The organism is Solibacillus kalamii, assembly GCF_002174535.1.
Taxonomy (GTDB): Bacteria; Bacillota; Bacilli; order Bacillales_A; family Planococcaceae; genus Solibacillus; species Solibacillus silvestris.
In genome coordinates this window covers 345896-372369 of record NZ_NHNT01000001.1, presented here as the reverse complement: position 1 = coordinate 372369, position 26474 = coordinate 345896, and the positions used below count along the sequence as shown (strand labels likewise).

The 26474-nt window shown below is 38.5% G+C and carries 27 protein-coding genes; 20 read left to right on the top strand and 7 right to left on the bottom strand.

The window, feature by feature from the left end; translation table 11 throughout:
- The first annotated feature begins 7 nt into the window (after window positions 1-7).
- Together CBM15_RS01810 and CBM15_RS01805 are read left to right on the top strand one after the other, a co-directional pair.
- Window positions 8-421, top strand: coding sequence for a CidA/LrgA family protein (locus tag CBM15_RS01810; RefSeq protein ID WP_087615513.1), 414 nt, complete (start codon window positions 8-10; stop codon window positions 419-421).
- Window positions 384-1073 carry an LrgB family protein gene (locus CBM15_RS01805; protein WP_087615512.1) on the top strand — a complete coding sequence of 230 codons (690 nt, stop codon included), beginning with the start codon at window positions 384-386 and terminating at the stop codon, window positions 1071-1073. Before CBM15_RS01810 ends, CBM15_RS01805 begins: the two co-directional genes overlap by 38 nt.
- 34 nt (window positions 1074-1107) lie before the next feature.
- Here CBM15_RS01805 and CBM15_RS01800 read toward each other — a convergent pair whose 3' ends face one another.
- Window positions 1108-2577, bottom strand: coding sequence for an aminotransferase class I/II-fold pyridoxal phosphate-dependent enzyme (locus tag CBM15_RS01800; RefSeq protein WP_087615511.1), 1470 nt, complete (start codon window positions 2575-2577; stop codon window positions 1108-1110).
- Between the two features lie 126 nt (window positions 2578-2703).
- On the opposite strand from CBM15_RS01800, the gene CBM15_RS01795 reads away from it, so the two are divergent.
- The gene (locus CBM15_RS01795) at window positions 2704-3663 is read left to right on the top strand and encodes an NAD(P)H-dependent flavin oxidoreductase (protein WP_087615510.1); all 960 of its coding nucleotides are present in this window, start codon (window positions 2704-2706) and stop codon (window positions 3661-3663) included.
- Window positions 3664-3686: 23 nt separating this feature from the next.
- Window positions 3687-3959, top strand: coding sequence for a UPF0223 family protein (locus CBM15_RS01790; RefSeq protein ID WP_087615509.1), 273 nt, complete (start codon window positions 3687-3689; stop codon window positions 3957-3959).
- 201 nt (window positions 3960-4160) lie between these two features.
- On the opposite strand, the gene CBM15_RS01785 is transcribed toward CBM15_RS01790, so the two are convergent.
- Window positions 4161-4784: a YktB family protein gene (locus tag CBM15_RS01785; RefSeq protein ID WP_087615508.1), complete on the bottom strand. Its 624-nt coding sequence runs from the start codon at window positions 4782-4784 to the stop codon at window positions 4161-4163.
- Between the two features lie 176 nt (window positions 4785-4960).
- Between CBM15_RS01785 and CBM15_RS01780 the strand changes: the two genes are divergently transcribed.
- The gene (locus tag CBM15_RS01780) at window positions 4961-5158 is read left to right on the top strand and encodes a hypothetical protein (protein WP_008403454.1); all 198 of its coding nucleotides are present in this window, start codon (window positions 4961-4963) and stop codon (window positions 5156-5158) included.
- 141 nt (window positions 5159-5299) lie between these two features.
- Entirely contained in the window at window positions 5300-6094 is a 795-nt protein-coding gene (locus CBM15_RS01775; RefSeq protein WP_087615507.1) for an inositol monophosphatase family protein, read from the top strand.
- Between the two features lie 35 nt (window positions 6095-6129).
- On the opposite strand, the gene CBM15_RS01770 is transcribed toward CBM15_RS01775, so the two are convergent.
- Window positions 6130-6345, bottom strand: coding sequence for a DUF5325 family protein (locus CBM15_RS01770; RefSeq protein WP_087615506.1), 216 nt, complete (start codon window positions 6343-6345; stop codon window positions 6130-6132).
- 128 nt (window positions 6346-6473) lie between these two features.
- Here CBM15_RS01770 and typA point away from each other — a divergent pair, with 128 nt between their 5' ends.
- The 3 genes from typA to CBM15_RS01755 all read left to right on the top strand — a co-directional run bounded on the left by typA (window position 6474) and on the right by CBM15_RS01755 (window position 9512).
- Entirely contained in the window at window positions 6474-8324 is a 1851-nt protein-coding gene (typA, locus tag CBM15_RS01765) for a translational GTPase TypA (RefSeq protein ID WP_087615505.1), read from the top strand.
- A 24-nt stretch (window positions 8325-8348) separates the two neighbouring features.
- Window positions 8349-8747 (top strand): YlaH-like family protein, encoded by a 399-nt coding sequence (locus CBM15_RS01760; protein ID WP_008403450.1) that lies wholly within the window; start codon window positions 8349-8351, stop codon window positions 8745-8747.
- A 126-nt stretch (window positions 8748-8873) separates the two neighbouring features.
- A complete protein-coding gene (locus CBM15_RS01755) occupies window positions 8874-9512 on the top strand; it encodes a fucose permease (protein ID WP_087615504.1) in 639 nt (212 codons plus the stop codon).
- Window positions 9513-9551: 39 nt separating this feature from the next.
- Here CBM15_RS01755 and CBM15_RS01750 read toward each other — a convergent pair whose 3' ends face one another.
- Window positions 9552-9755: a YlaI family protein gene (locus CBM15_RS01750; protein WP_008403448.1), complete on the bottom strand. Its 204-nt coding sequence runs from the start codon at window positions 9753-9755 to the stop codon at window positions 9552-9554.
- Between the two features lie 12 nt (window positions 9756-9767).
- Window positions 9768-10268 (bottom strand): hypothetical protein, encoded by a 501-nt coding sequence (locus tag CBM15_RS01745; protein WP_087615503.1) that lies wholly within the window; start codon window positions 10266-10268, stop codon window positions 9768-9770.
- A gap of 170 nt (window positions 10269-10438) precedes the next feature.
- Between CBM15_RS01745 and CBM15_RS01740 the strand changes: the two genes are divergently transcribed.
- Genes CBM15_RS01740 through pyc form a run of 3 tightly spaced genes read left to right on the top strand, consistent with a single transcriptional unit; the run spans window position 10439 to window position 15405 of the window.
- Window positions 10439-10720 carry an Fpa/YlaN family protein gene (locus CBM15_RS01740; RefSeq protein WP_008403446.1) on the top strand — a complete coding sequence of 94 codons (282 nt, stop codon included), beginning with the start codon at window positions 10439-10441 and terminating at the stop codon, window positions 10718-10720.
- Window positions 10721-10780: 60 nt separating this feature from the next.
- Window positions 10781-11953, top strand: a complete 1173-nt coding sequence (locus CBM15_RS01735; RefSeq protein WP_087615502.1) for an FtsW/RodA/SpoVE family cell cycle protein — start codon at window positions 10781-10783, stop codon at window positions 11951-11953.
- Between the two features lie 17 nt (window positions 11954-11970).
- Entirely contained in the window at window positions 11971-15405 is a 3435-nt protein-coding gene (pyc, locus tag CBM15_RS01730) for a pyruvate carboxylase (protein WP_087615501.1), read from the top strand.
- A 175-nt stretch (window positions 15406-15580) separates the two neighbouring features.
- On the opposite strand, the gene CBM15_RS01725 is transcribed toward pyc, so the two are convergent.
- The gene (locus tag CBM15_RS01725; protein WP_087615500.1) at window positions 15581-16492 is read right to left on the bottom strand and encodes a COX15/CtaA family protein; all 912 of its coding nucleotides are present in this window, start codon (window positions 16490-16492) and stop codon (window positions 15581-15583) included.
- Window positions 16493-17385: 893 nt separating this feature from the next.
- On the opposite strand from CBM15_RS01725, the gene coxB reads away from it, so the two are divergent.
- The 6 genes from coxB (at window position 17386) to CBM15_RS01690 (ending at window position 23254) form a co-directional block, all read left to right on the top strand.
- Window positions 17386-18453, top strand: coding sequence for a cytochrome c oxidase subunit II (coxB, locus tag CBM15_RS01720; RefSeq protein ID WP_087615499.1), 1068 nt, complete (start codon window positions 17386-17388; stop codon window positions 18451-18453).
- 38 nt (window positions 18454-18491) lie between these two features.
- Window positions 18492-20432, top strand: a complete 1941-nt coding sequence (locus CBM15_RS01715) for a cytochrome c oxidase subunit I (RefSeq protein ID WP_014824560.1) — start codon at window positions 18492-18494, stop codon at window positions 20430-20432.
- Complete coding sequence (locus CBM15_RS01710) at window positions 20432-21058, top strand: cytochrome (ubi)quinol oxidase subunit III (RefSeq protein ID WP_008403440.1); 627 nt, start codon at window positions 20432-20434, stop codon at window positions 21056-21058. Before CBM15_RS01715 ends, CBM15_RS01710 begins: the two co-directional genes overlap by 1 nt.
- Window position 21059: 1 nt before the next feature.
- Window positions 21060-21404, top strand: a complete 345-nt coding sequence (locus tag CBM15_RS01705) for a cytochrome C oxidase subunit IV family protein (RefSeq protein ID WP_087615498.1) — start codon at window positions 21060-21062, stop codon at window positions 21402-21404.
- A gap of 390 nt (window positions 21405-21794) precedes the next feature.
- The gene (gene ctaG / locus CBM15_RS01695) at window positions 21795-22706 is read left to right on the top strand and encodes a cytochrome c oxidase assembly factor CtaG (RefSeq protein WP_087615496.1); all 912 of its coding nucleotides are present in this window, start codon (window positions 21795-21797) and stop codon (window positions 22704-22706) included.
- Between the two features lie 86 nt (window positions 22707-22792).
- Complete coding sequence (locus CBM15_RS01690) at window positions 22793-23254, top strand: DUF420 domain-containing protein (RefSeq protein ID WP_008403437.1); 462 nt, start codon at window positions 22793-22795, stop codon at window positions 23252-23254.
- An 86-nt stretch (window positions 23255-23340) separates the two neighbouring features.
- Here the strand turns inward: CBM15_RS01690 and CBM15_RS01685 are convergent, their stop codons facing one another.
- Entirely contained in the window at window positions 23341-23697 is a 357-nt protein-coding gene (locus CBM15_RS01685; RefSeq protein ID WP_008403436.1) for a YugN family protein, read from the bottom strand.
- Between the two features lie 149 nt (window positions 23698-23846).
- On the opposite strand from CBM15_RS01685, the gene CBM15_RS01680 reads away from it, so the two are divergent.
- Both CBM15_RS01680 and CBM15_RS01675 read left to right on the top strand, forming a co-directional pair.
- Complete coding sequence (locus tag CBM15_RS01680) at window positions 23847-24905, top strand: CAP domain-containing protein (RefSeq protein ID WP_087615495.1); 1059 nt, start codon at window positions 23847-23849, stop codon at window positions 24903-24905.
- A 66-nt stretch (window positions 24906-24971) separates the two neighbouring features.
- Entirely contained in the window at window positions 24972-26453 is a 1482-nt protein-coding gene (locus CBM15_RS01675; RefSeq protein WP_008403433.1) for a UDP-N-acetylmuramoyl-L-alanyl-D-glutamate--2,6-diaminopimelate ligase, read from the top strand.
- The last annotated feature ends 21 nt before the right edge of the window (window positions 26454-26474 follow it).

The window sequence follows — 26474 nt, the reverse complement described above, 5'->3', positions numbered from 1 at the left end:
TTAGCTGATGGAGATTATCCGTACTATCGTTCAAATTGGTATTATCATTTTGTTTTATCTCGCTGGAGAATTTATTGTATCGATTACTGGTGTTATTATACCAGGAAGTATTATCGGGTTAGTGATATTATGGCTTGCTCTTTACTTTAAAATTTTAAATGTGAAATACATACAAGATGGTGCCGGTTTTATGTTAGCGTTTTTAACATTGTTTTTTATCCCTTCAACAGTGGCAGTCATCAATTATCCTGAACTGCTCACGGTTTCAGGAGGGCTATTCGTTTTAGCTGTTATTATCAGTACAATTTTTGCGCTCGTCATTACTGGAAAAGTCAGCAAGTTAATAGAAAGAAAAGAGCGCAAAATGAAGGAGGAAGAGAATATTGCTGCATCTACTGTTAATTCTATTCATCATAAGTAGCACCGTTCTTCTTTTTATATTACTGAATAGACTGTACTTGAAAGTGGGTAACCCATTTTTATTGCCTATTTTAACGGCGACTATTATTACAGTCATTATTTTACTAGTTTTTAATATTCCTTATGAGACATACATGGAGGGGGGAGAGTGGATATCCAAAATGCTTGGTCCGGCTGTTGTAGCGCTCGCATTCCCTTTATACAATCAGCGGGAGCTTATATTTAAATACAAATATTCTATTATTACAAGCATCATTGTCGCGATGCTTGCTGGTCTTATTAGCGTTGTAGCTTTACTTTTACTATTTGGGGCAAGCAAAGACTTTATCCTCACTTCTTTACCTAAATCATTAACCACACCCGTTGCGATGCAAGTAAGTGATATTGTTGGGGGAATACCGCCGCTCACTGCTGTAATGGTAATGGTAGCAGGGTTTACGGGTGCTATTTTAGGACCTGTACTATTTAAATTATTTAAAATTGATACGGCGATCAGTCGAGGGGTCGCTATGGGAAGTGCTTCACATGGTGTCGGATTGACAAAATTAAAGGAGTATAGTGAAGAAGATTTATCGATTGGCTCCCTGTCTATGGGGCTCAGTGCAGTTGTAGGGGCTTTCATTATTCCCCTTATTTCGATTTATTTATTTTAAAAAAGACAGACAGCATAGCTGTCTGTCGGTAATATTAATAAATCGCTTTACGCTCTTTAATAACACGAATATTTTGTAATGTACTATCTTCAGGACCTTGAACAGGAAGACCTGCTTCAATATTCATCTTAATAAAATCTATGTTGCTTTGCGTAATTATTTCCCCGGGAATAAAGATTGGAATGCCCGGTGGATATACCATAATAAATTCTGCGCAAATATACCCTTCTGCCTGGGATAGGGGAATACTTTCTGTTTGTGCATAAAATGCATCACGCGGTGTCATGGCAAGAGCAGGAATTTCAGGTATTTGAACATTTGTTTCAATAACCGATGCTTCCGATTCGAAATTTTTCGACATACGTGTCAAAGCATTTATAAGTAAATTAATTTCTTTTTTCGAATCTCCGATTGTTACTAAGCATAAAATATTGTATAGATCGGACAACTCTACTTCTAAGTTGGCGTTTTGACGTAACCATTCTTCTGCAACATGTCCGGTAATACCTAAATCTTTAACGCTAATTAACAGCTTTAACGGATCCATATCGAATGTAGCAGAAGTTCCAAGTCTTTCGCGTCCTACACAACTTAGATGCGGAATTGCATTAATTCGTTTACGGGCATCCTTTGCCAAGCGGATTGCTTCATCCAATAAATCATGTCCGTGGACAGCAAGCTGGCGGCGTGCCGTATCTAAAGACGCTAGTAATGGATAAGAAGTCGATGTTGTTGTAAGCATTGAGAATACAGCCTGTACCCGTTTAGCTGTTACAAGGCCTTCTCTAACGTTTAATACAGAACTGCCTGTCATCGAGCCTCCAAGCTTATGTGTGCTCGTAGCGGCCATATCTGCACCGGCTTGCATTGCGGATAGCGGCAATTCATCATGAAATTTAATATGAACGCCATGCGCTTCATCCACGATTACTGGAATATTACGTGCATGTACAATTTCGACAATGCGTTTTAAATCTGCTACAAAACCAAAATATGTCGGGTTGATGACAAGTACGGCTTTTGCATCTGGATATGTCGTCAAAGCGCGCTCAACCGACTCAGGTGAAATACCGTGAGAAATGCCGAGTTCACTGTCAACTTCCGGATGAATAAAAATAGGAATAGCACCTGCAAAAACAATTGCTGACATAATTGATTTATGTACATTCCGCGGTACTATAATTTTATCGCCTGGGCCAACGACAGTCATAATCATCGTCATAATGGCGCCACTAGTACCTTGCACGGAAAAAAATGTATGGTCAGCACCAAAGGCTTCAGCAGCAAGGTTTTGTGCTTGCATAATCACACCTTTAGGAGCGTGTAAATCATCTAGTGGAGCAATATTAATTAAATCAATTGATAAAACGTTGTCGCCTACAAATTCTCTGTAAGCTGGATCCATACCTTGCCCTTTTTTATGGCCTGGGATATGGAACTGAATAGGGTGTCTGTTGCGATGCTTAAGTAATGCATCAAACAAAGGAGTCTCTAACTGTGACAACGCAGGTACCACCTCACTATATAGTATTTTTTAAAAACAAATGAATTATAGCACCTATTAAAGTTGCTGACTATATAAATATTTTAATCAACTGAATTGACAGTTATTATTTTAGGAGGAATAACAATGAAATGGCAAACAAAAGTAACTGAATTACTGCAAATTAAATATCCGATTATTCAAGGCGGATTGGCATACCTGGCTTATTCTGAGCTTGCTGCAGCGGTTTCGAATGCAGGAGCCTTAGGGCAGATTACAGCGATGAGCCTATCGTCACCGGATGCGCTAAAGGAAGAAATAAAAAAAGTAAGAGAAATGACAGATCGACCATTTGGAGTAAACTTTGCGATTGGGATGCATGGAAAAGGTTACGAAAAAATGATCGAGGTGGCTGGTGAAATGGATGTGCCCGTAGTCACAATAACGGGAGGAAATCCTGCACCGATATTCGACATATTAAAAGACGCATCATGTAAAAAACTCGTACTTGTCGCTGCGAAACGACAGGCCCAAAAAGCTGAACAACTGGGAGCGGATGCAGTAATGGTTGTTGGGCAAGAAGGAGGCGGTCATTTAGGAAGAGATGACGTCGGAACTATGGTGCTAGTACCACAAGTTGTCGATAGTGTATCGATTCCGGTTATCGCTTCAGGAGGAATTGGAGACGGTCGTGGATGGATGGCTGCACATGCATTAGGTGCTGAAGGAATTGAAATGGGGACACGCTTTATTGCAACAAAAGAATGTGTACACGCTTCTCTAGCATATAAGCAGGCGCTGATTGAAAGTGAAGAAACAGATACAACAATTATTAAACGGTCGATTGGTGCACCTGCCCGAGTAATCCGCAATGCATTCACAGAGGAAATTTTAGGAGTGGAACAAAAAACGCCTACTTATGAAGCGTTGAAATCATATATTAGCGGTGAAGCAAACAAAAATTTCATTTACGATGGAGATGCAACTAAAGGTTTCGGCTGGGCAGGCCAAGTAACGGGATTAATTCAAGATGTACCATCAGTGGAAGAATTAATTCAGCGTATGGTTGTACAAGCGGAAAAAATCCGTTTAAAATGGGGACAGTAATGATTAAAGGCAGGTAATAACTTATGGAATATTCATACCCATTATCGACGGACTGGTCAACAGATGAAATGGTCGATGTCGTACGCTTTTTTGAAGTGGTAGAAATGGTATACGAAAAAGGGGCAAAGCGTGAATTAGTCATGTCGCGCTACAAACGTTTTAAAGAGATTGTACCTTCCCAGGCGGAAGAAAAAACAATCTTCCGTGAATTCGAGCAGGCAAGCTCATATGTACCATACCGCGTCGTAAAGCTGGCAAAGGAATTATCGGACGGTCAAATTGTAAGAATGAAATAAAAACGCTGTGACAGAAATAGAAAGTTATTGGATAAGGTAGCACACTTATAAAAGAAACGAATGTTCAGTACAGCAGAAAGCAGCATTTTCTCACAGAGAAAATGCTGCTTTTCGTTTTAAGGATGAAAGTTTTATAAATTATTTTTAAATTGTTGGAATGTTTAGCAGTCTTTTGTACATATTAATAATAAATGGTTGCAATTAACCTTTGATGATTTCATAAACAGGGAGAAGCTCATCAAATGTTTGTTCAGCCAACTGCAAAAATTGTTCTGCAGACATTTTAATTGCCTCATCTGCAGGTATACGACGCCCAACAAGAAATTCTCCTTTTTTTACATCACTCAGGCGTATAAGGAGCTGTTCAAGCTTTTCGGTGCGCGCTTCTTTTAAAGGGATGGTATCTGGTTGCATATGATCGCCGGAAAGTACGTAATCATCAGATAAACCTTTAATCACTTGCATATTTTTCAGTAAGCGCTGTGCCATTTCCTGTTTTTGCGGCGCTTCATAAATCACTGCAACAACGATGAAAAGATGCGTACCCCATAATCCAATCTGGAAATGCGGCAAAGCTTTATATCCACGCTTATAAGGAGCGAACGCAACCCAGGAGTCTTTTGGAGGGTTTACAGTACGGCGGGCATGTTTAGCTACGTGACCGAAAAATTCTTCTCCTGTTTGTGCACTGAAATACCCTGTAAACGTTTCTGAAAGCTCATTAAACTTTGGGCGAATAATAGTTGTTAAAGCTTCCATACGCTCATCTAGGCCGTCAATATCAAATACTTGAAAGTCTTCTTTAGTCCATTTGACAATACTCATTTTTATAATTCCTTTCGATTTAATGTTTATTTTATTAATTTTTTGGGAAAAAATCTTGTAATAGAAACTTTATACCAATGGAAAATATCAAGGACGAGGCTATAAGTCTTAAGGAATTGCTCATATTATCCAGGTTGGTTAAAGTCTGAAAAATTATGATAAGGAAGTGATTTATTATGAAACAGATGATTAAGATTATACGCAAAGTTGATATTGAAAAGCAATACGAAGAGATTTTAATGTTGGAAATGGATTACGAACTAGCAACACTCTACGCTGCGATGAATGACAAAAATCAATCTGAAATTGATAAATCTAAAAAACGCTTAACAGAAATTCAAGAGGAATTAAAAGGTCTACATGCATATGCTTAACAAAAAAATGTTTCCAAAATAAAAAATCACTTGCCGACGTAAGAAAGCAAGTGATTTTTTGTTATAATAAGGATACTTTAGAAAACGCTCAACATATTTACATAAATAAACTAGCGATTGTTGTCGGAAGGTGGATGAACGATGGATATAAAACAACTTGATGAATTTGCAAAAGAAATTATTTTTGAAGCGGGGAAAAATATTCGAGCAGCATTTTCCTATAATATTGAAATCGAAACAAAGTCGAATCCCAATGATTTAGTAACGAATATAGACCGGGAGACAGAATTATTTTTCATTGAAAAAATAAAGGCATTTAATCCTGACCATCGTATTTTAGGTGAAGAAGGAATGGGCGAAACGGTTGACAATTTGAAAGGTGTTGTCTGGATTATCGATCCGATTGACGGGACGATGAACTTTGTGAAGCAGCATCGTCACTTTATGATTACGATTGGTATTTATGTCGATGGTGTCGGAGTGTTAGGCTACATATTTGATGTGATGCGAGAAGATTTATTTAATGCGATTGCCGGTGTAGGTGCATGGTATAATGATTCTCCATTGCGCAAACTGCAGCCGGTGAAAATCGAAGAGGCGGTAATCGGCATTAATGCAAACTGGGTTACACCGAATACTCGCATCAATCACGAAAAGATTATCGAACTTGTTCAAACGGTGCGCGGTACACGTTCTTACGGTTCGGCTGCGATGGAAATAGCTTTTGTTGTAAGCGGAAAGCTGGATGCCTATATGTCCATGCGTCTTGCACCTTGGGATATCGGCGGGGGAGTGATCATTGCAAAAGAGGTAGGGGCGATTGCCACAAACTTAGACGGCAAAGATTTCGATTATTTATCGAAGGATACATTCCTAATTGCCAATCCTTCAATTCATCAATTAATCCTGGATAGATATATTGAAGAAAAAAAATAAAAACTTCGGTGCATTATTGCACCGAAGTTTTTTTTCTATAATAAACCTTGATCTCTGAATTTACGTTTTGTCTTAAATGCCATCCCGAAAATTCCACACATTACGATAACACCTAAAATAACACCGATCCAGCCGGTTGTTTCATACTTTGGCCCTGTCATAAAAATAAGTGAAAAGGCAAATCCAATGCTAATCATTGAAAGAATTGCCGCTAATGCGTAAATAAACATCACAAATTTTGCTTTATTCATCATTCGTACCTCCATATACTTTTTATATGTGACAATAAATGTAATTAATTATTGTGAAAAGACATTTAATCTTTCATGTGCTATAATATCACAGTTAAACAATTGAAAAAAGAATATGGAGTGGAATAATGACAAATTTACGTCAAGATATTCGTAATATCGCAATTATTGCTCACGTTGACCATGGTAAAACAACGTTAGTAGACCAATTATTAAAACAATCAGGGACTTTCCGTTCAAACGAACGTGTTGAAGAACGTGCAATGGACTCTGGTGATATAGAGCGCGAACGTGGAATTACGATTTTAGCTAAAAATACTGCAGTAAATTACAATGGGACTCGTATCAACATCCTTGATACGCCTGGACACGCAGACTTCGGTGGAGAAGTAGAACGTATCTTAAAAATGGTAGATGGCGTTTGTTTAGTTGTCGATGCGTATGAGGGTTGTATGCCGCAAACACGCTTTGTATTAAAGAAAGCGTTAGAGCAACGTTTAACACCAATCGTTGTAGTAAACAAAGTAGATAAAGATTCTGCTCGTCCACTAGAAGTAGTAGATGAAGTATTAGAATTATTAATCGAGCTAGGTGCAGACGAAGATCAATTAGACTTCCCTGTTGTTTATGCTTCTGGTGTAAACGGTACAGCATCTTTAGATCCAGACCCAGCAAACCAAGAAGAAGACATGAAATGTTTATTCGAGAAAATTATTGAAGCTATCCCAGCTCCAGTAGATAACTCGGACGAGCCTTTACAATTCCAAGTAGCATTACTTGACTATAATGACTTCGTTGGTCGTATTGGTATAGGCCGCGTATTCCGCGGGAAAATTTCTGTAGGTCAACAAGTTTCACTTATGAAGTTAGATGGCACAGTGAAGAACTTCCGTGTAACGAAAATCTTTGGTTTCTTCGGTTTAAAACGTGAAGAAATTGAAACAGCAATTGCCGGTGATTTAATCGCAGTTTCGGGAATGGAAGATATTAACGTTGGTGAAACAGTTTGTCCAATCGAGCATCAAGAAGCATTAACACCATTACGCATCGATGAGCCGACTTTACAAATGACATTCTTAGTAAACAACTCACCATTCGCAGGTCGCGAAGGGAAATGGGTAACATCTCGTAAAATCGAGGAACGTTTACGTGCACAATTACAAACAGACGTATCTCTACGCGTAGAAGATACAGATTCACCGGACGCTTGGACAGTTTCAGGTCGTGGTGAGCTTCACTTATCGATCCTAATCGAAAACATGCGTCGTGAAGGTTATGAGTTACAAGTTTCTAAACCACAAGTAATCATCCGTGAAATCGATGGCGTGAAATCTGAGCCAATCGAACGCGTACAAATCGACGTACCTGAGGATTCAGTAGGTTCAATCATTGAATCAATCGGTACTCGTAAAGGTGAAATGCTTGATATGGTTAACAACGGTTCTGGACAAGTACGTTTAATCTTTAACGTACCAGCTCGTGGTTTAATCGGTTACACAACTGAATTCATGTCAATTACAAAAGGTTTCGGTATTATTAACCATACATTTGATCACTATGCACCATTAGTGCCTGGTAAAGTAGGCGGACGTCACCAAGGCGTATTAGTTTCTATGGAAAATGGTAAATCAACAACTTATGGTATGATGGGTATCGAAGACCGTGGTACATTATTCATTGAGCCGGGTACAGAAGTATACGAAGGAATGGTTGTTGGTGAAAATAACCGTGATGGCGATATTACTGTAAACATTACAAAACAAAAACAAAAAACAAACATCCGTTCAGCGAATAAAGACCAAACGAATGTTATCAAAAAGCCTCGTATTTTAACGCTTGAAGAAGCATTGGAATATTTAGGTGATGACGAATACCTGGAAGTAACTCCAGAATCAATTCGTTTACGTAAACAGATCCTTGATAAAGGTGAACGTGAACGTGTAGCGAAAAAGAAAAAGAACGCTGAGTTAGAAGCTTAATTGGCGTCATTAAGGAAAGGTTGAATGATGTTGAATATGATGGCTGTGTTTGGTAGCTATTTTAATTTAGTATTACTGGCAACTGTATCTACAAATGAAAGTGATTACGTGTTTAATCGTATGTCCGGAATTACAAGATATTTATACGAAAATTTACCTAGCTACGAAATAGCTGGCTATGCAACATTTGTTCTTGTATTCCTTATGTCGGCAATTGTATATAAACTAGGCTTTGCAAAAAAACTTTCATTCGGCAGAAATGTCATCATTTATACGTTCCTGTTTTTAGGATGTATGGTATTAACATTTTTGGCCCTATTCTTACCGATGATTGAAGGTTTAATTGTAGCTGCGTTAATTCTGATCGTCTATAAATCACGTTTATGGCGTGAAAAACGAGAAGAAGCGAAACAAATAAATTAATAGAGAGGGGAGTGTGTTAATTTGGACACATTCCCCTCTTTTTTTAAGACAATTTAATTGAAAACGCTTTATTCGGAGCGTTATAATTCATAACTGGGGATAATAACTAAAATGGAGTAGAGGAAAATGCATCTTACTAAAAAGCAGATCTTTATCATTGTTGGATTAGCGCTAATTATTATATCTTGCGTTATTTTTATACCTGCAGTATTATCAGCAAAAAATGAAGATAATGCAGCAGCGGAATTAAGTGAAATTTATAATGACCAATTTGTTGTTACAAAGTCTACGGCACCTGCAATCGGGGATGATTTTGAAGTGACGGTCCAATCGGAAACTTCAAAAACAGTATATGATTTTGATGTAAAAGACGGTAAATATTTTGGCGAATATTATGGTGAAAATGTAAATATGCAAATAAATGAACTGATCCAACCGATCGTTGGGGAAGAGATATTAGTCATGTCGAATGTATTCCAGAAAGACTTGGAAGATGAGACAGTACTTGAAGATGTGAAGGCGGAAAAAGCTACTGTGCACTTATTAGTGGACGAAGAAATTTCAGAAGCAACAGCACAGCAAATTGCAGATGCTTTAAAATCACAATTCGGCGAAATTCCAGTAACTGTTGAAGCATATGTCGTTGACGAAGAACGTGTTTTTGAAGGGGTAAAAACAGAAGTATTAAACTTCTTCCAGTTAAGCAAAATTAACGGAAAAAGCTTTGTCGACTTTAAATTCCACGAACAGTCTTTTGAATATTAATGAAAATGCGACGAGCTCTTTTTATGAGCCCGTCGCATTTTAAAATTCTTCATCAAATTTCGATGATGTTCGGAAAAAGCGGAATTTTCCTGTTGCTATTCTTGTATGTGTGTTTTCGGAAATACGTTCCGAACATTCTGTGCACATAAAAGTATGGATGGGACGATTGCGTAATTTTTTCGCTAAAGGTAAATCGTTTGGTAGTTCATGTAGTGTATCGCAAATGACACATTTTACACGCATGACGAAATCCTCCTATTGAATACGAATCGCACGCACATTTTTTATTGGATTTTCTACATTTGAACCATCGGCAAATAGCACATGTACTGGTCCATCTACTAAAAGAGGCTTGCCATCTTGGCTGAATTTTAAAATAAAACTCTCAGCCTGTTGTAATGGAAAAGCAAATTCCTCGCCTGTTGTACATTCGAAAACAACTTCATTTGCACCATCAGCAATTTCGGCATTTTTCAAAAATGGTTTAATTTCCATTCCGAACGTACCTGTCATCATGCCTTTACGGTCAAATTTACGTTCAGTTTTTAATGTAGGCGGAAATACTGCACCTTCCATAATTTCACGCGACCAGTGTGCGCCCATCTCACGTAAATACTTTTCGTTATTTTCTTCAACTTTTTCTGAAACAAAATATGTATTCAGATCTAGTTTACGATCATCAAAAATCCATACAGTAGGATCTAATGTTAGTTCAAATTTAACCGCGCCTTTAATTGGAATGATTGTTTCGGTCATTTTTCAGTCCCCCTTCACTATGTTCCTTCATAATTATAACGCGATTCCTCATAGAAAGAAATATAATTGAATTGAATGCAAAACATACAAAGACACTTGCATTTTTGAATGTAAAAAGATACACTTTACTAAGATAGAATCGAAGAAATATCATAGATGGGGGCGTCCTCATGGATACGAAAGCACAAGCTTCCTTTCAGGAAAAAGCATTAGAGCTGTTAACTGCGGATGCAGATAAAATTGCTCGATTAATTCGCGTACAAATGGATAATCTGACAATGCCATCTTGTCCGTTATATGAAGAGGTTTTAGATACACAAATGTTTGGTTTATCGCGTGAAATTGAATTTGCCGCGAAACTCGGGCTGATCGAACGTGAACAAGGCAAGCAAATTCTCGATTCGTTAGAGAAAGAGCTTTCTTTACTACATGATGCGTATACAGACAAATAAAAGAAAACTCAAACGCAACAATGCGGTTTGAGTTTTTTTTTCAAAGATGAGGTTTTTAACATGAAACAATATTTTAAAAATTATTTTCGCAATTTTGATTATGGGTTGTTGTTCGTTTACATTTTGTTAATGTTATTTGGACTTGTCATGATCTACAGTTCGAGTATTTGGGTATCTATTATTCAATATGATGCAAATCCGAACTTTTATTATAATCGTCAGCTCGTCAATATAATTTTAGCGTTAATTTTGTTTACGGTCGCTGTCATTACGCCCTATAAAAGATTATCCAGTAAATCTATATTAGGTCTTTTGCTGGCAGTTATGTTTATACTAGAGTTATGGCTTTTAATAGCCGGCAATAGTGTTAACGGTTCTAGAAGTTGGATCAGCCTGTTCGGCATTATGAATTTCCAGCCGTCCGAATTTGCCAAACTCTTTATTATTATTTTCTTTGCGGGAACTTTTTACCGTAAAAGTGTGAACCGTGGTTCGATGCAGCTGTTAACATTTGATGATGTGTCGTATCCTTTGGGCATGTGGCTATTTATCGTACTCGTTGTCGGTTTTGAAACCGATTTAGGTGCACTTGTTATCATTGTAGCCATTGCGCTTGTTGTCGTTATTACGAGCGGACTTAGAGGTAAGACGCTCGGCAGGATTTTTGGACTGCTCTCAGGTCTGGGGGCTGTCGGAATGATCGGAATCTTAATTTTCAAATGGGACACGGTTTTTAACGCAAGTCGAAGAGGACGTATTACTTCCTTTTTAGATCCTTTCAGTGATCCGCTTAATTCCGGTTATCATGTTGTCAACGGTTATTATGCTATCGGAGCAGGGGGCTTGGAAGGTCGAGGGCTCGGGCAGTCGATTCAAAAGCTGGGATATGTACCTGAACCGCAAACTGATTTCATTATGGCGATTATTGCCGAAGAGTTAGGGATTTTTGGTGTATCAATTGTTATTCTTGGTTTAGGCTTTATTGTGATGCGCGGTTACTATATCGCGATGTCAACAAAAGATCCGCTTGCACGAATGTTAGCAGCGGGCATTTCTACATGGATAGGATTACAGACTTTTATTAATTTAGGTGGATTATCGGGACTTATCCCGTTAACCGGAGTAACGCTACCTTTTATTAGCTATGGCGGTACTTCTATATTATTGCTCTCAGTGGCAATGGGGATACTTATTAATGTATCCACACATCACAAATTGGAAAAAAGAAAGTAATTGGGGGTTAAGGAGAAATGAAGTCGATTCAAAAGATTTTAGTTGCAAACCGAGGCGAAATCGCCATCCGTATTTTACGCGCCTGTAATGAGTTACATATTAAAACAGTGGCAATTTATTCTCGTGAAGATAGCGGATCTTATCACCGTTATAAAGCAGACGAGGCATATATCGTTGGCGTAGGGAAAAAACCGATTGATGCTTATTTGGATATTGAAGGCATCATTAAGATTGCAAAAGAGGCCAACGTGGATGCGATTCATCCTGGCTACGGTTTTTTATCTGAAAATGTTGATTTCGCGCGTCGTTGTGAAGAAGAAGGTATTCAATTTATTGGACCGACTTCAAAGCATCTTGATATGTTTGGTGACAAAGTAAAAGCGCGTGAACAGGCAGTTTCTGCACAAATCCCGGTTATTCCTGGTACGGACGGTCCTGTAGCAAACTTGCAGGAAGTAGAACAGTTTAGTGATTCATATGGCTTCCCGATCATGATTAAAGCGGCTCTTGGCGGTGGCGGACGTGGAATGCGTTTAGTTAATTCCAAAGAAGAACTGCAATCGGCTTATGACCGTGCAAAATCTGAAGCGAAAGCCGCATTTGGCTCGGATGAAGTATATGTGGAGAAGGCGATTATTAAGCCGAAGCATATTGAAGTACAAATTATCGGGGATACACACGGTAATATTGTCCATCTCTATGAACGTGATTGTTCGATTCAACGTCGTCATCAAAAGGTTGTGGAAATTGCCCCGTCAAATTCCATTTCCGAACAGCTCCGCAATGATATTTGTGATGCGGCTGTGAAGTTGATGAAAAATGTCGGCTATATTAATGCAGGGACTGTCGAGTTTTTAGTTGCAGACAATCAATTTTATTTCATTGAAGTAAATCCACGTATTCAAGTTGAACATACGATTACGGAAATGATTACCGGTCTTGACATTGTGCATGCACAAATTAAAGTGGCTGAAGGACTTGACCTTCATTCAAAAGAAGTAGGAATTCCTGCGCAAGACAAAATTCCGCTGTTCGGTTACGCAATTCAGTCTCGTGTTACAACGGAAGACCCTGCGAATGACTTTATGCCGGATACAGGGAAATTAATGGTATACCGTTCAAGTGGCGGCTTTGGCGTTCGTCTGGACGCAGGAAATGGCTTCCAGGGTGCTGTTGTCACTCCATACTATGATTCCTTGCTTGTGAAAATCTCGACTTGGGGAATGACGTTTGAAGAAGCTGCGGCGAAGATGGACCGTAACTTACGTGAATTCCGTATTCGAGGTGTGAAAACGAATATTCCGTTTTTAGGAAATGTTGTCTTACATGAAAAATTCATAAAAGGCGAATTTGATACAAGTTTTATCGATACGACACCTGAATTGTTTGAATTCCCGGAACGTAAAGACCGTGGAACGAAACTATTAAACTATATCGGGAATGTCACATTAAATGGATTCCCAGGTGTTGAAAAACGTACAAAGCCGATTTTTGTACAGCCAGATAAGCCAAAATTAGATATTCTTATTCCTTCTCCAGCAGGCACAAAGCAAATTCTTGATGCGCAGGGTGCAGATGGACTTGTGAAATGGATTAAAGAACAAGAAGATGTTTTACTGACAGACACGACATTCCGTGATGCCCATCAATCATTGCTTGCAACGCGTGTGCGTACGCAGGATATGCTTGAAATTGCAGACGAAACTTCTCGTTTAATGCATGACTATTTCTCGCTTGAAATGTGGGGTGGAGCAACGTTTGATGTTGCATACCGTTTCTTAAGTGAAAATCCTTGGGACCGTTTGGAAAAACTTAGAAAGAAAATTCCGAATGTTCTGTTTCAAATGCTGTTACGCGGAGCGAATGCGGTAGGTTATACGAACTATCCGGATAATCTGATTCGTGAATTTATTCAGGAATCCGCTTCTTCAGGTGTGGACGTTTTCCGGATTTTCGACTCGCTTAACTGGATTAAAGGAATGGAAGTAGCAATCGATGAAGTCCGTAATAGCGGAAAAGTGGCGGAAGCGGCAATCTGTTACACTGGCGATATTTTAGATGACAGCCGTGCCAAATACACGGTTCAATACTATAAAGATATGGCACGTGAACTAGAGGCAACCGGCGCGCATATTTTAGCAATTAAAGATATGGCGGGCCTTCTGAAACCACAGGCAGCATATCGCCTTATTTCCGAGTTGAAGGATGCGACAAGTCTGCCAATCCACCTGCACACACATGATACGAGCGGAAACGGGATTTATTTATATGCAAAAGCAATTGAAGCGGGTGTTGATATTATTGATACAGCATTAGGTTCAATGGCTGGTTTAACATCACAGCCAAGCGCCAACTCATTGTACTATGCAATGAAAGGTTCTGAACGTAATGTACGTGGAGATATTGAAAGCCTGGAAAAATTGTCGTACTACTGGGAAGATGTTCGTAAATATTACGTTGATTTCGAAAGTGGCATGAATGCACCACATTCTGAAATTTATGTACATGAAATGCCTGGCGGTCAATACAGCAACCTGCAGCAACAAGCAAAAGCAGTTGGTTTAGGCGACCGATGGGATGAAGTAAAGACAATGTATTCCCGTGTAAATCTAATGTTCGGTGATATTGTAAAAGTAACACCGTCATCTAAAGTCGTAGGGGATATGGCGTTGTTTATGGTACAAAATGATTTAACGGAAGACAATATTGTTGAGCGTGGACAAACAATTGATTTCCCTGAATCTGTTATTGAATTTTTCCAAGGTTATTTAGGACAGCCGCATGGCGGATTCCCGGAAGAAATTCAAAAAGTCGTCTTGAAGGATCGCACGCCTATTACGGTTCGTCCAGGAGAATTATTGCCGCCGGTTGATTTTGATCACCTGACAGCAGAATTAACTGAAAAGTGTGGACGAGCACCATCTAAACAAGACGTATTGGCCTATGCGCTTTACCCGAAAGTATTTGAGCAATATATTGATGCTGTAAATGCATTCGGCGATGTTTCTGTACTCGATACGCCTACATTCTTCTATGGATTGAAAATTGGCGAAGAAATTGAAGTGGAAATCGAAAAAGGTAAGACACTGATTGTTAAGCTCGTATCAATCGGCGAACCACAGCATGACGGAACACGTATTATTTATTTTGAACTGAATGGCCAATCCCGTGAACTGGTAATTCAGGATTTAACGGTTGAAGTTGACGGCAGCATTGCTTTGAAAGCCGATCCGTCCAACCCGAACCAAATTGGTGCAACAATGCCGGGTACTGTTCTAAAAGTCGTTGTTAATAAAGGAAGCACAGTAAAACGTGGCGAGCATTTATTAATTACTGAAGCGATGAAAATGGAAACAACAGTACAAGCGCCGAAAGACGGTATTGTAAAAGAAATCCATGCAAAAGCAGGAGATGCCATCTCGACAGGCGATCTGCTTATTGAATTAGAATAGGGTAAGTCCAAACCTAGCTTAAAATGAAAGGCGTCGCCAATTTTAAATTCGAAATTGGCGACGCTTTATTTTATATTTGCCTGTCGCTTTACAATGGCACATGGCCAATTCACCATTCTAAAGAGAGAGTGCAAAACGCATTCTCCCTTTTCTAGTAACTATAAAACTAATCAATTTATTGAGACCTTGAAACTAGCATAATCAAATAACATAATAAACCGAATAGAAGTGTTATTAATAACGAGTGCATTAATGAAACGAATAAGTGAAGTTTTAACAGGACTACGAGCATGCCGGCAATCACTTGTAAAATAACAAGTGAAAGGGCGATTGTCCAGCCCCAGAAAATTATCCGCTGATTTTTGTAGTTTCTGATAACATGGATAGCAATATAGGCAATCCAAACAACAAAGATTAACACTGCAAAACGGTGCCCCATCTGAACCCACTCATACATATTGTACGGCATCGTCATTGGCTGATCGTTACGGCAGAACGGCCAGTCAGGACAAACAAGACTAGCGTCGGTATGACGTACAAGAGCCCCTGTATAAACAACTACATATGAATATAAAGTAACGCAAATAGTATGTATTTTTAACTTCCTGCTCATGTACAATCGATCGGCATCAAATTTTTTGTCGACTTCAAATACAATCAAGGTAAGCAGCAGTACAGCTGCAAATGAGATTAATGAAATTCCGAAATGTAACGCTAAAATAAAGTCACCTTGTCCCCATAAAACTTGGGCAGCTCCAATGAGTGCTTGAAGAGCAAGAAAGAACAATGCCAAAAATCCTAAGAGCTTAACTTCACGAATATGGCCTAGTGCGCGCCATGTCCAAATAACAAGAATAAGAATAAAAATGGATACTGACCCTGTTACAAGACGGTGAGAAAATTCTATTAATACTTCGGTAGTAATTTCTTTCGGTATTAATGAGCCGTTGCAGTCCGGCCAGTTTCTACCACAGCCCAATCCGCTGTCAGTCTTTGTAACTAGTGCTCCACCTTGAAGGATGAGCAACATGCCGAGGGTAGATAAAACAGCAAACCATTTTAAAAATTTGTAATATTTTTGATGCATAAAATGAGCTCACCTACTTTAATTTTCGCTTCGCTACAAAGAGCGTCTCTAATTTTAGATAATAGCGAAAATATCTGAAAAATACAACCGTATTAAGGATTGGATTGTAAACGCAACCATTTTTTCACAAATTGTTCATAAATTCGTCTCCTCGCATTCACAAATATTGGCAAAAAATACATTACTATATAGTTGTTGATGTGGATTTCTGCATGTTTCGTCAAGTTTGAGGTGAAGTAGTTTGAAATTTCATGAAACGTCTAGAAATCCTATCCAAATTTAGATATAGTTATGGTAACGGAATATGCTTACAAATTTGAAAGGAGAAGTAAGTTATTGGACTCTTTTACCAAAATCCGTCGAACTATGTATATTTTTAGCACAATTATTCTTTAAGTTTTCTTGCACTTATAAAGATAGAGATTGGTACTTCACATTAATGAAAACTTAAAGAAGAATTGAAGATTTCTAGAATTTTGCTTATTTTTCTAGCAAAATAGTTTAAACTATGAGTTAGTAGTGAAATGGGTTATAAGTAAAAATGTCTCAATAATTGAAAAATCCTACTTATACCGTAAGCGGATTTTTGTAACCGATAGCAGCGACTGCTGTCAGCATGTGAGGACTAATAATTTTCTAAGCCATATCATTTAAGCGAAACTTTACTCAAATATCTTAGAATTTTTCCAATCGATCCGGAATTCACGTTAATAGATTGGAAGTACAGGAGACTAATCAGTATTTGAATATAAAGTGAAGCAGCAATTATGGGCGGCTAATAAAATCGGGATTCTTTCCAGTATGGTATTGCACTGTACAAGAATTCACATAGACATAACCGCAGTCCTGGTTACACATTAAATTACAACAAAGAAAGAGGGGTTTATTAAGCTATGATGAAAGGGCTTAAAAAATGGCGTTTATTCTCGTTATTAACAGTAATGACAGTATTCCTTTCAGCATGTGGTGAAGAGTATATTTCGACGCTTCGTCCATCTGGTCAAGTCGGTAAAGAGCAATTAAACATCTTATATTTATCCATAGCTATTATGGCATTAGTCGTAATTGTCGTATCGACAATTTATTTAGTTGCTTTCTTTAAATTCCGCCGTTCAAAAGTTGGCGAAGACCATATGCCGAAGCAAGTGGAAGGAAGCCATACTTTAGAGGTGATTTGGACAGTTATTCCGATTATTTTACTACTTATCTTAGCTGTTCCAACACTGCACTATACGTATAAATTTTCAAATGTTGCTGCAATGGACAAAGTAGACGAAAGTGGTAACAATACAGCACTTACAGTAAATGTTACGGCAAAATTATACTGGTGGGAATTTGAATATCCAAACCAAGGAATTATTACAGCACAGGAACTGGTTGTTCCTACAGGAGAAAAAGTATACTTCAACTTAATCGCATCTGATGTAAAGCACTCATTCTGGATTCCGGCTATTGGCGGAAAAATGGATACGAACGTTGATGGTATCAACAAATTCTATTTACAGTTTGATAGGGAATCAGCCGGGTTAAACGATGGTGAAGGCGTATTCTATGGTAAATGTGCGGAGTTATGTGGTCCTTCACATGCTTTAATGGACTTCAAAGTAAAAGCACTAGAGCCGGAAGCGTTTAACGCGTGGGTAACAGCAATGCAGGCTACTGAAGGTGCCACAGCGGATAAAGAGTCATCTAATTTAGGTGAAGCGACATTTGCCAACTCTTGCTTAGGATGTCACGCAGTATCCGGAGTTGCAGGTAATGGATTAGGTCCTAACTTAACAACTTTCGGCGATCGTAATCGTGTTGCTGGTTACCTGGAGCATACAGTAGAAAAAACGGCAGACTGGATTTATTTACCTTCTAAATACAAACCAGGTAATACAATGCCCGATAAACTTGTGACAGAAGAAGAAGCACAAGCGATTGCTGACTATTTAATGTCATTATCAGTTGAAAAGTAATTATACATTAGAGAGAAACATTGAAGGAGGTTAAAGGTGTGAGCTCTGTTACACAGAAAAAGGGCTTTGGAGCACATGTATGGGACTATTTAACAACGGTCGATCATAAAAAAATCGCGATCATGTATTTAGCAGCCGGTACTCTGTTCTTCGCAATTGCAGGATTTGAAGCGTTACTGATGCGTATTCAATTAATGTTCCCTGAAAGTACATTCATTTCTGCAGGCCTATTTAACGAACTATTAACGATGCACGGCACAACGATGCTATTCTTAGCAGCAACACCAATAATATTTGCCTTTATGAATGCGGTTGTACCACTTCAAATTGGTGCACGTGACGTTGCATTCCCATTTTTAAACTCATTAGGGTTTTGGTTATTCTTTATTGGAGCAGTATTCCTTCACCTTTCATTCTTTTTAGGTGGAGCACCTGATGCAGGTTGGACTTCTTATGCATCATTATCTTTATACTCACCAGGCCATGGTATTGACTTCTATATTCTTGGTCTGCAAATTTCGGGTGCAGGTACGTTAATTTCAGGTATTAACTTCATCGTAACAATCATTACGATGCGTGCACCGGGTATGACGTTCATGCGTATGCCTTTATTTACTTGGACGACTTTAGTATCAAGTTCATTAATTTTATTCGCATTCCCTCCACTTACAGGTGGATTGTTCTTAATGTTAGTTGACCGTATGTTTGGGGCAAACTTCTTTGATCATACAATGGGTGGTAATACAATTATTTGGGAGCACTTATTCTGGATTTTCGGTCACCCTGAAGTATACATTTTAGTACTGCCGGCATTTGGTTTATTCTCGGAAATTATTCCGGTTTTCGCTCGTAAACGTTTATTCGGATACTCATCAATGGTATTCGCTACAATTTTAATCGGTTTCTTAGGGTTCATGGTATGGGCCCACCACATGTTCACAGTTGGTTTAGGTGCTACTGCGAACGCAATTTTCGCTGTTGCTACAATGGCGATCGCTGTTCCAACAGGGATGAAAGTCTTCAACTGGATTCTTACAATTTGGGGCGGTTCAATTAAAGTAACAGTGCCGATGCTTTATGCACTTGGATTTATCCCGTCATTCGTTGCGGGTGGGGTAACAGGGGTAATGCAGGCAACTGCACCACTTGACTATCAGCTGCACGATTCTTACTTTATCGTTGCTCACTTCCACTATGTAATCGTTGGTGGTATCGTAACAGGGTTATTCGGGTCAGCCCATTTCTACTGGCCAATTATGTTTAACCGTGCATTAAATCCTAAACTGGGAATGATTACTTTCTGGATGTTCTTCATCGGGTTCCACTTAACGTTCTTCATCCAGCATTTCTTAGGATTAATGGGTATGCCACGTCGTGTATTCACTTACATGGGTGGTCAAGGTTGGGATTTATTCAACTTTATCTCGTCAATCGGTGCTATTATGATGGGAATCGGGGTAGTATTATTAGTAATCGATGCAATATTATCGATTAAATCAGAACCGGTTAACCGTCGTGATTACTGGGGCGATGGTCGTTCACTTGAGTGGGCGATTGAAACACCGCTGCCATTCTATAACTTTAAACAAACACCACTTATTCGTGGTTATGATCCTTATTGGATTGAAAAAGAAGAAGGCAACAAAGAAGGTATGGTCTATGCTGAGCCATTAGGTGAAATCCATATGCCAAACAATTCAATTCTGCCATTCATTATGTCAATTGGAATGATGATTGCCGCATTTGGTGCTCTATACAGCCCGTGGGGAGATCAAGTTCAGGCTGGTACAGCTACAGGAACAACACCTGCCATTTCTTTAGCATTAATTATTGGCGGTCTAGGATTAACAATTGCATGTATGATTACTCGTTCGTTCAAAGACGATTTAGGATTCCATGTAACAGTTGATGAAATTGAAAAAGTGGAAGCGGATTTAGCTCACTACCGTGCAACAGGTAATAAAGGGGGTATCAAGTAATGGATCTTAATCAAAAATTTACTCCACAAACTTGGCCGAAACACCCTGAACAAGCTACTATGGAAGGGAAAAACAAGTTAGTTGGACTTTGGATTTTCCTGGCATCGGATACAGTATTATTCGCGAGTGTATTTGCTACATATATCGCGCTTAAAGATAGCGGTCCGGCAGGGATGGAATTCGCGGCAAAGGATCTTTATGAATTACCGTTGGCGTTTGTAATGACCATGTTATTATTAACATCTTCATTAACTTCTGTATATGCGATGTACCATATGAGAAACTTTAACTATTCCGGTGTTCGTACTTGGATGGGCATTACAGTGTTATTGGGCTTAGGCTTCCTTGCACTGGAAATCTATGAATTCCAGCACTACGTACACATCGGGTTTGGTTATACACAATCGGCGTTCTCTTCTGCGTTCTTTACGCTCGTAGGGATGCACGGTTTGCACGTTATTATCGGTTTAGTTTGGATTACGGGATTAATCATCCGCAATAGTAGCCGTGGGTTGAACTTATACAATGCACCGAAGTTCTTTGCAGCTTCACTGTACTGGCACTTCATTGACGTTGTATGGGTATTCATTTTCACGGTAGTCTATCTGATGGGAGTGGTTGGATAAAATGGGACACGAAACTCATGTAGAAGTACGTACTCAGGCACAATTCGAATATGACAGAGAACATGCCAAAGCGCATATGCGTAAACAAGTAGTAAACTTTGCGATCATGATTTTCCTGACTTTTATCGCATTTGCCTCTGTACTGGCTGATTTTGCTCCAACATTTATCATTCCGATTATTTTATTATTGGCTGGAGTACAAGTAGTACTGCAACTTTATGCTTTTATGCACTTGGAAGATCGCACAACTCATATGGTTGGTGTAATTGAGTTCTTCATCTGGAGTGCAGCCTTCATCGCGTTTACGTTCTTCCTGGCGTTTACGACAATTATTTGGTGGGGTTAATCGCATAACAATGACGTCCTTAGCAAATGCTGGGGACGTTTTTTGTTTTTAAGGATGTTAGCAATGGCAATATTATATAGGTACATAAAAATTTATTATATTTGGGTTTACCCGCAGAAAGTGTCCGCCGCAGCAGATATCAACGGACTATATTTAAAAGTCGAAATTGACTTTAGTCTATTTCTATTTAAAGTACAATCTAACCTGTATATAAAATACATGTTTGATTCAAGCAATTGTCATAGTTCTTTCATTGATGTTGGAGAAATTGCCATCTATAATAAGGTGAAACTACAATTAATGGGGTTTTCTTTATCACTACTGATTGTTAGTTAAATCAAACGGGCTTTTACGGGATAAAACTACTGATGTTTAAAGGAGCATGGTCATATGCCAATAAGTATATTCGGTTTTCAAGCATTATGGAGCCCATATTTATTCGGGTTTTTATTACTCGTAATGGCATTCTATTTTTTATTGACTGTTACGTGGCGAGAAAAGTTTAAAATTAGCGAGCCGTTAAAGAAAAGTGAAGCAGCATATTTTGTACTAGGTATCATTTCTTTTTATATAATTAAAGGATCTCCAATAGATTTGCTGGGTCATATTATGTTTACAATGCATATGACGCAAATGGCATTTTTATTATTATTAGTGCCGATATTCTTTATTAAAGGAATTCCATGGTGGGTTTGGCAAGTAGTTGTGGAAGCACCGGTTATGCGAACAATTTTTAAAATTTTCACAAAACCGCTCGTTTCTATTATCGTCTTTATTGGCTTATTTTCGGTCTACCATTTGCCATCTGTATTTGACACGATAAAATTAAACGAAATTTACCACCTGGCATATACAGCAGTTCTGTTTATTTCTGCTATTTTTATGTACTGGCCATTATTGAATAATGTTGAAGGTCAGCATGAAATGAAGAATATGACTAAATTGGCCTATATTGCCTCGAATGCAGTATTAATAACACCTGCCTGTGCGCTCATCATATTTGCTTCAAGCCCAATGTACGGTACATACAGTGATAGTGATATGTGGCTGAAAGCAATGGAATTATGTGTTCCTTCCTCTACATTGTCGGGACTTACATTGTCAGGACCAGAATTGTTCTCAAGCATGGATTTATTGAGCGATCAGCAAGTTGGCGGCGTATTGATGAAAATCATCCAGGAAATTATATTTGGTGTTATTTTATTTAAAATTTTCCGTAAGTGGTGGAATACAGAGCGTTCGAATCAGCAGGAAATTACAGATAATGCTTTAAAAGAGTTCCAAAATAGAACACAGTACTAATAAGATGTTAAACTGTGTAAAAATGGAGCAATCAACATAGTAATGTTGTTCATATTGATAGATTAAGTAAGAATGGAGATTTGAAAATGAATTTACCTATATTACCCACAATAAGCACGACGTTTATTGTCCTTAGTGCAGTGCTCGTAGCAATTGGCTGGGTATTGATCGCAAAGAAAAATGTGGAAGCACATAGAAAAGTAATGCTGGCAGCAGGTGTTTCGGCACTGGCATTCTTTATCATTTATGTATCACGTACTGTATTCATTGGCAATACAGCCTTTGGTGGACCGGATGAGCTGAAAATATATTACACAGTCTTTTTAGTTTTCCATATTACATTAGCGACAGTTGGAGCAGTATTCGGTCTGACAAGTATAATTTCAGGTCTTAAATCCAATCTGAAATTACACCGCAAAATTGGTGCGATTACGAGTATTATTTGGTTCTTTGTAGCCATTACCGGGGTTATTGTTTATTCACTGCTTTACGTTATTTATGAGGGCGGCGAAACGACGTCTGTCTTTAAAGCAATTTTAGGTTTTTAAATTTGGGGGCTTCCTATACATTAGTATAGGGAGCTTTTTTGGCAAATAAAAAAAGCTGGGTTGGAAGTTGCCAGCTTTTAAAGGGATTAAATACCGTATGCTGATAGCTCTCTGCGAACATCTGCCAGTACTTTTTCACATTCTTTTACGAGATGTCCCGGGAATACCTCATCTGTGTATTCAACACCGTGTGGATAATAGTATTTTCCAATTGCAGGTTTGTTGATATTTAAAGTTGCATTATGTGCTCCTACATCACCTGATACTGCATTACAAAAAACACGTAAATAAAAACGACCTTCACGTACATCATAGCAGCGGTCAAATGTCATCCGGTCATAATCCCATGCACCGTGGCACTCTAAACCGAATTTGCCCATTACTGTCGTTAAAACTTCTTGATCAACTTTAACATGTTCGAGTTGTGTGTTTTCAAAATACATTTCTATATCCTCCCTTTGCCTATCGTACATAAGTTTACGGTCAATTCTAATAATAGAACAAAATGGTAATTGATGCAATGACAACATTGTGTCATAGAGTCCAAAATTGGTATAATTATACTAACTGAAAATAGTGTTGGAGGATTTTAATGAAAGTTTTATTTCGCATATTAATTATTGCTACTTGTATCGGGATTATTATTTATTATTCAAATGAAGAGTCCTCTCAAACAGAATTATTGGAAGGTCCGCCGAGCATTACGAAACCCGTAGTTGAACTTGAACCTTCTATGCCGTCTGATCAGTTTCTTCCGCGGCCAGCTACCGGTATTTCTACATTAATAGGAAAAACATCGAAAGAAGTATTGGAAACATACAGTACCCCGAAGAGAATCGATCCATCAGAATATGGATATGAATGGTGGATTTACGATATAGACAATGGACTATTAATGGTCAGTATGAAGGAAAATAGGGTAAATCAGATTTATACAAATAATAGCGAAATCGATATTGCACCGTTTTTAGTCGGGGAGCCACTGGACGATATATATCGGACGACAGTACTGGGGCAGGAGATAACGGTCGAAATCGGTGATAATATTTATATATTTGCAATGAATGAACAAGACTTACATGAACGTATTTTAGTAAAATATGATAATTTATATGCACAATTATACATAGATCATGAAACGAATCAATTACACAGTGTCCGTTTTCTGGATGGGGAAACACTCGTATTACATAAGCCATATGAAATGCAATTTATAGGGGAGCTCTATGAAGCAAGCACGCCGTCCAGCTATATGCAAATTGACATCAATTTGGCGAATCGGAGACAATTGACGGATTTGGCAAATTCCTTGCGTGTAGAATATGGGTTACCGAAATTATTGCCTACAGACACGCTCGCTTCCTTGGCGGATTATAATAGTGAACATATGTTTTTGGAAATGATGGATTCTCAAATCACAAATGATGAATATGCGATTGGAGACCAGTTGAATGAAGTACAGCAAAATTATGAGCGGCATGGTGTCAATGTTGCAACAAATTATAAAGATGCCATTGAGGTAATTCATGGCTGGATGAACTCCAAAGAGCATCGGACATTGCTGATGGATGAGGAATTTACGCATATCGGTTCAGGAGCTTTTATGAATTACTATACACAGCTGTATGTGAAACAAAATGAAATAAATTAAAAATTAAACGCTGCGAAATGTAGCGTTTTTTTTTTGTCTTCATAAAGTAGGGTAAGGAGTGAAACCGTGCAAATTGGAGAATTAATTAAAGACTGGCCGTGCACTATGAAGGGCTCCATTAGAGTGGAAATAAAACGAGTGGAAGACGATGCGAATCTTATTTTACCTGGAGATGCTTTTATCGCCAGGAAGGGAAATAATTCGAGTGGTATTTCGTATATTGATAGCGCTTTGGAAAAGGGCGCAGCAGCAATTGTAGTAGATGATGAAAATTACTTTAATGAAGCGGATTTACCTGTACCGATTATTTGGGTACCGAACTGTTTAAGTTTTATTGCCTATGCAAGTGCAAAAATTTATAATTTCCCCGCCGAAGCATTAACCGTAATCGCAGTAACGGGAACAAACGGCAAAACAACTGTTACACATTTTATCGGACAAATTTTAAACCAGTTGGATAAGCGCGCTATGGTGATCGGTACAAATGGTGTTTTTATCGACCGGGAAAAATGTTATCCGGAAATGGAAGCACTAACAACATTACAGGCGAAAAATATTCAATTTTTATTTAAAGAAGCAATCCGCCTTGATGTTCCTTACGTTGTTCTGGAAGCTTCGTCCATTGGTCTGGAAAAGCACCGTCTGGATCATTGTGATATTGATATCGGTATTTTCTTGAATGTGACAGAAGATCATATTGAAGACCATGGTAGTTTTGAACGCTACAAACTATCCAAACAGATTTTATCGACTTTGGCGAAAAAAAATATTATAAACAGTGATGACAGTGTTTGTCGTTCAATCGGTTTAGCGACAAAAGGCAAGCGTATTTTTTTCGGCAAGGGGAGCCATGTCGACTACTTTTTCCAAACGCTGGTTGACGGACCAGCATCAACGACTTGCTGTATTCAGCATAAGAAAGAGAAGCATATAGTGAACATCCCGTTAGTGGGAGACTATCAATGCAGCAATGTGCTTGCAGCGATCAGCTGTATTGCACAGCTTGATTTTCCTTTAAGTGACATCTGCAATACAATCGGAAATTTAGTATTGCCTGAGGGTCGTTTTGAGCATGTGGAAAATCAGTTAGGCTTATCGATCGTCGTTGATTATGCACATACACCGGATGCGATGAAAATGATTTTACAGACATTGAAAAAACATACAAAGCGCCGATTAATTGTCATGTTTAGTTGCGGCGGTAACCGAGACAAGGCAAAACGTCCAAAAATGGGAATGATTGCATCAATTTATGCGGATTATATTATTTTAACGACCGATAATGCTCGTAATGAAAATCCGCAGCAGATCAATAAACAGATCCGCGAAGGCTTTTCTTCTACACAGGAGTATATTGAGTGCCTCAACCGGAAAGAAGCCATTGAGCATGCACTTAATTATGCGGAAAAAGGCGATACAATCGTACTGCTAGGTAAAGGTCATGAAAAAACACAGCAAATTGGAGACAAACAAAAATACTTTTCCGATTTAGTATTTGTTCGGGAAATGATAAGACAATTGGAAAAACGTAGGTTGAACAATCATTGATTTTCCCTTCAATTCTGTTAT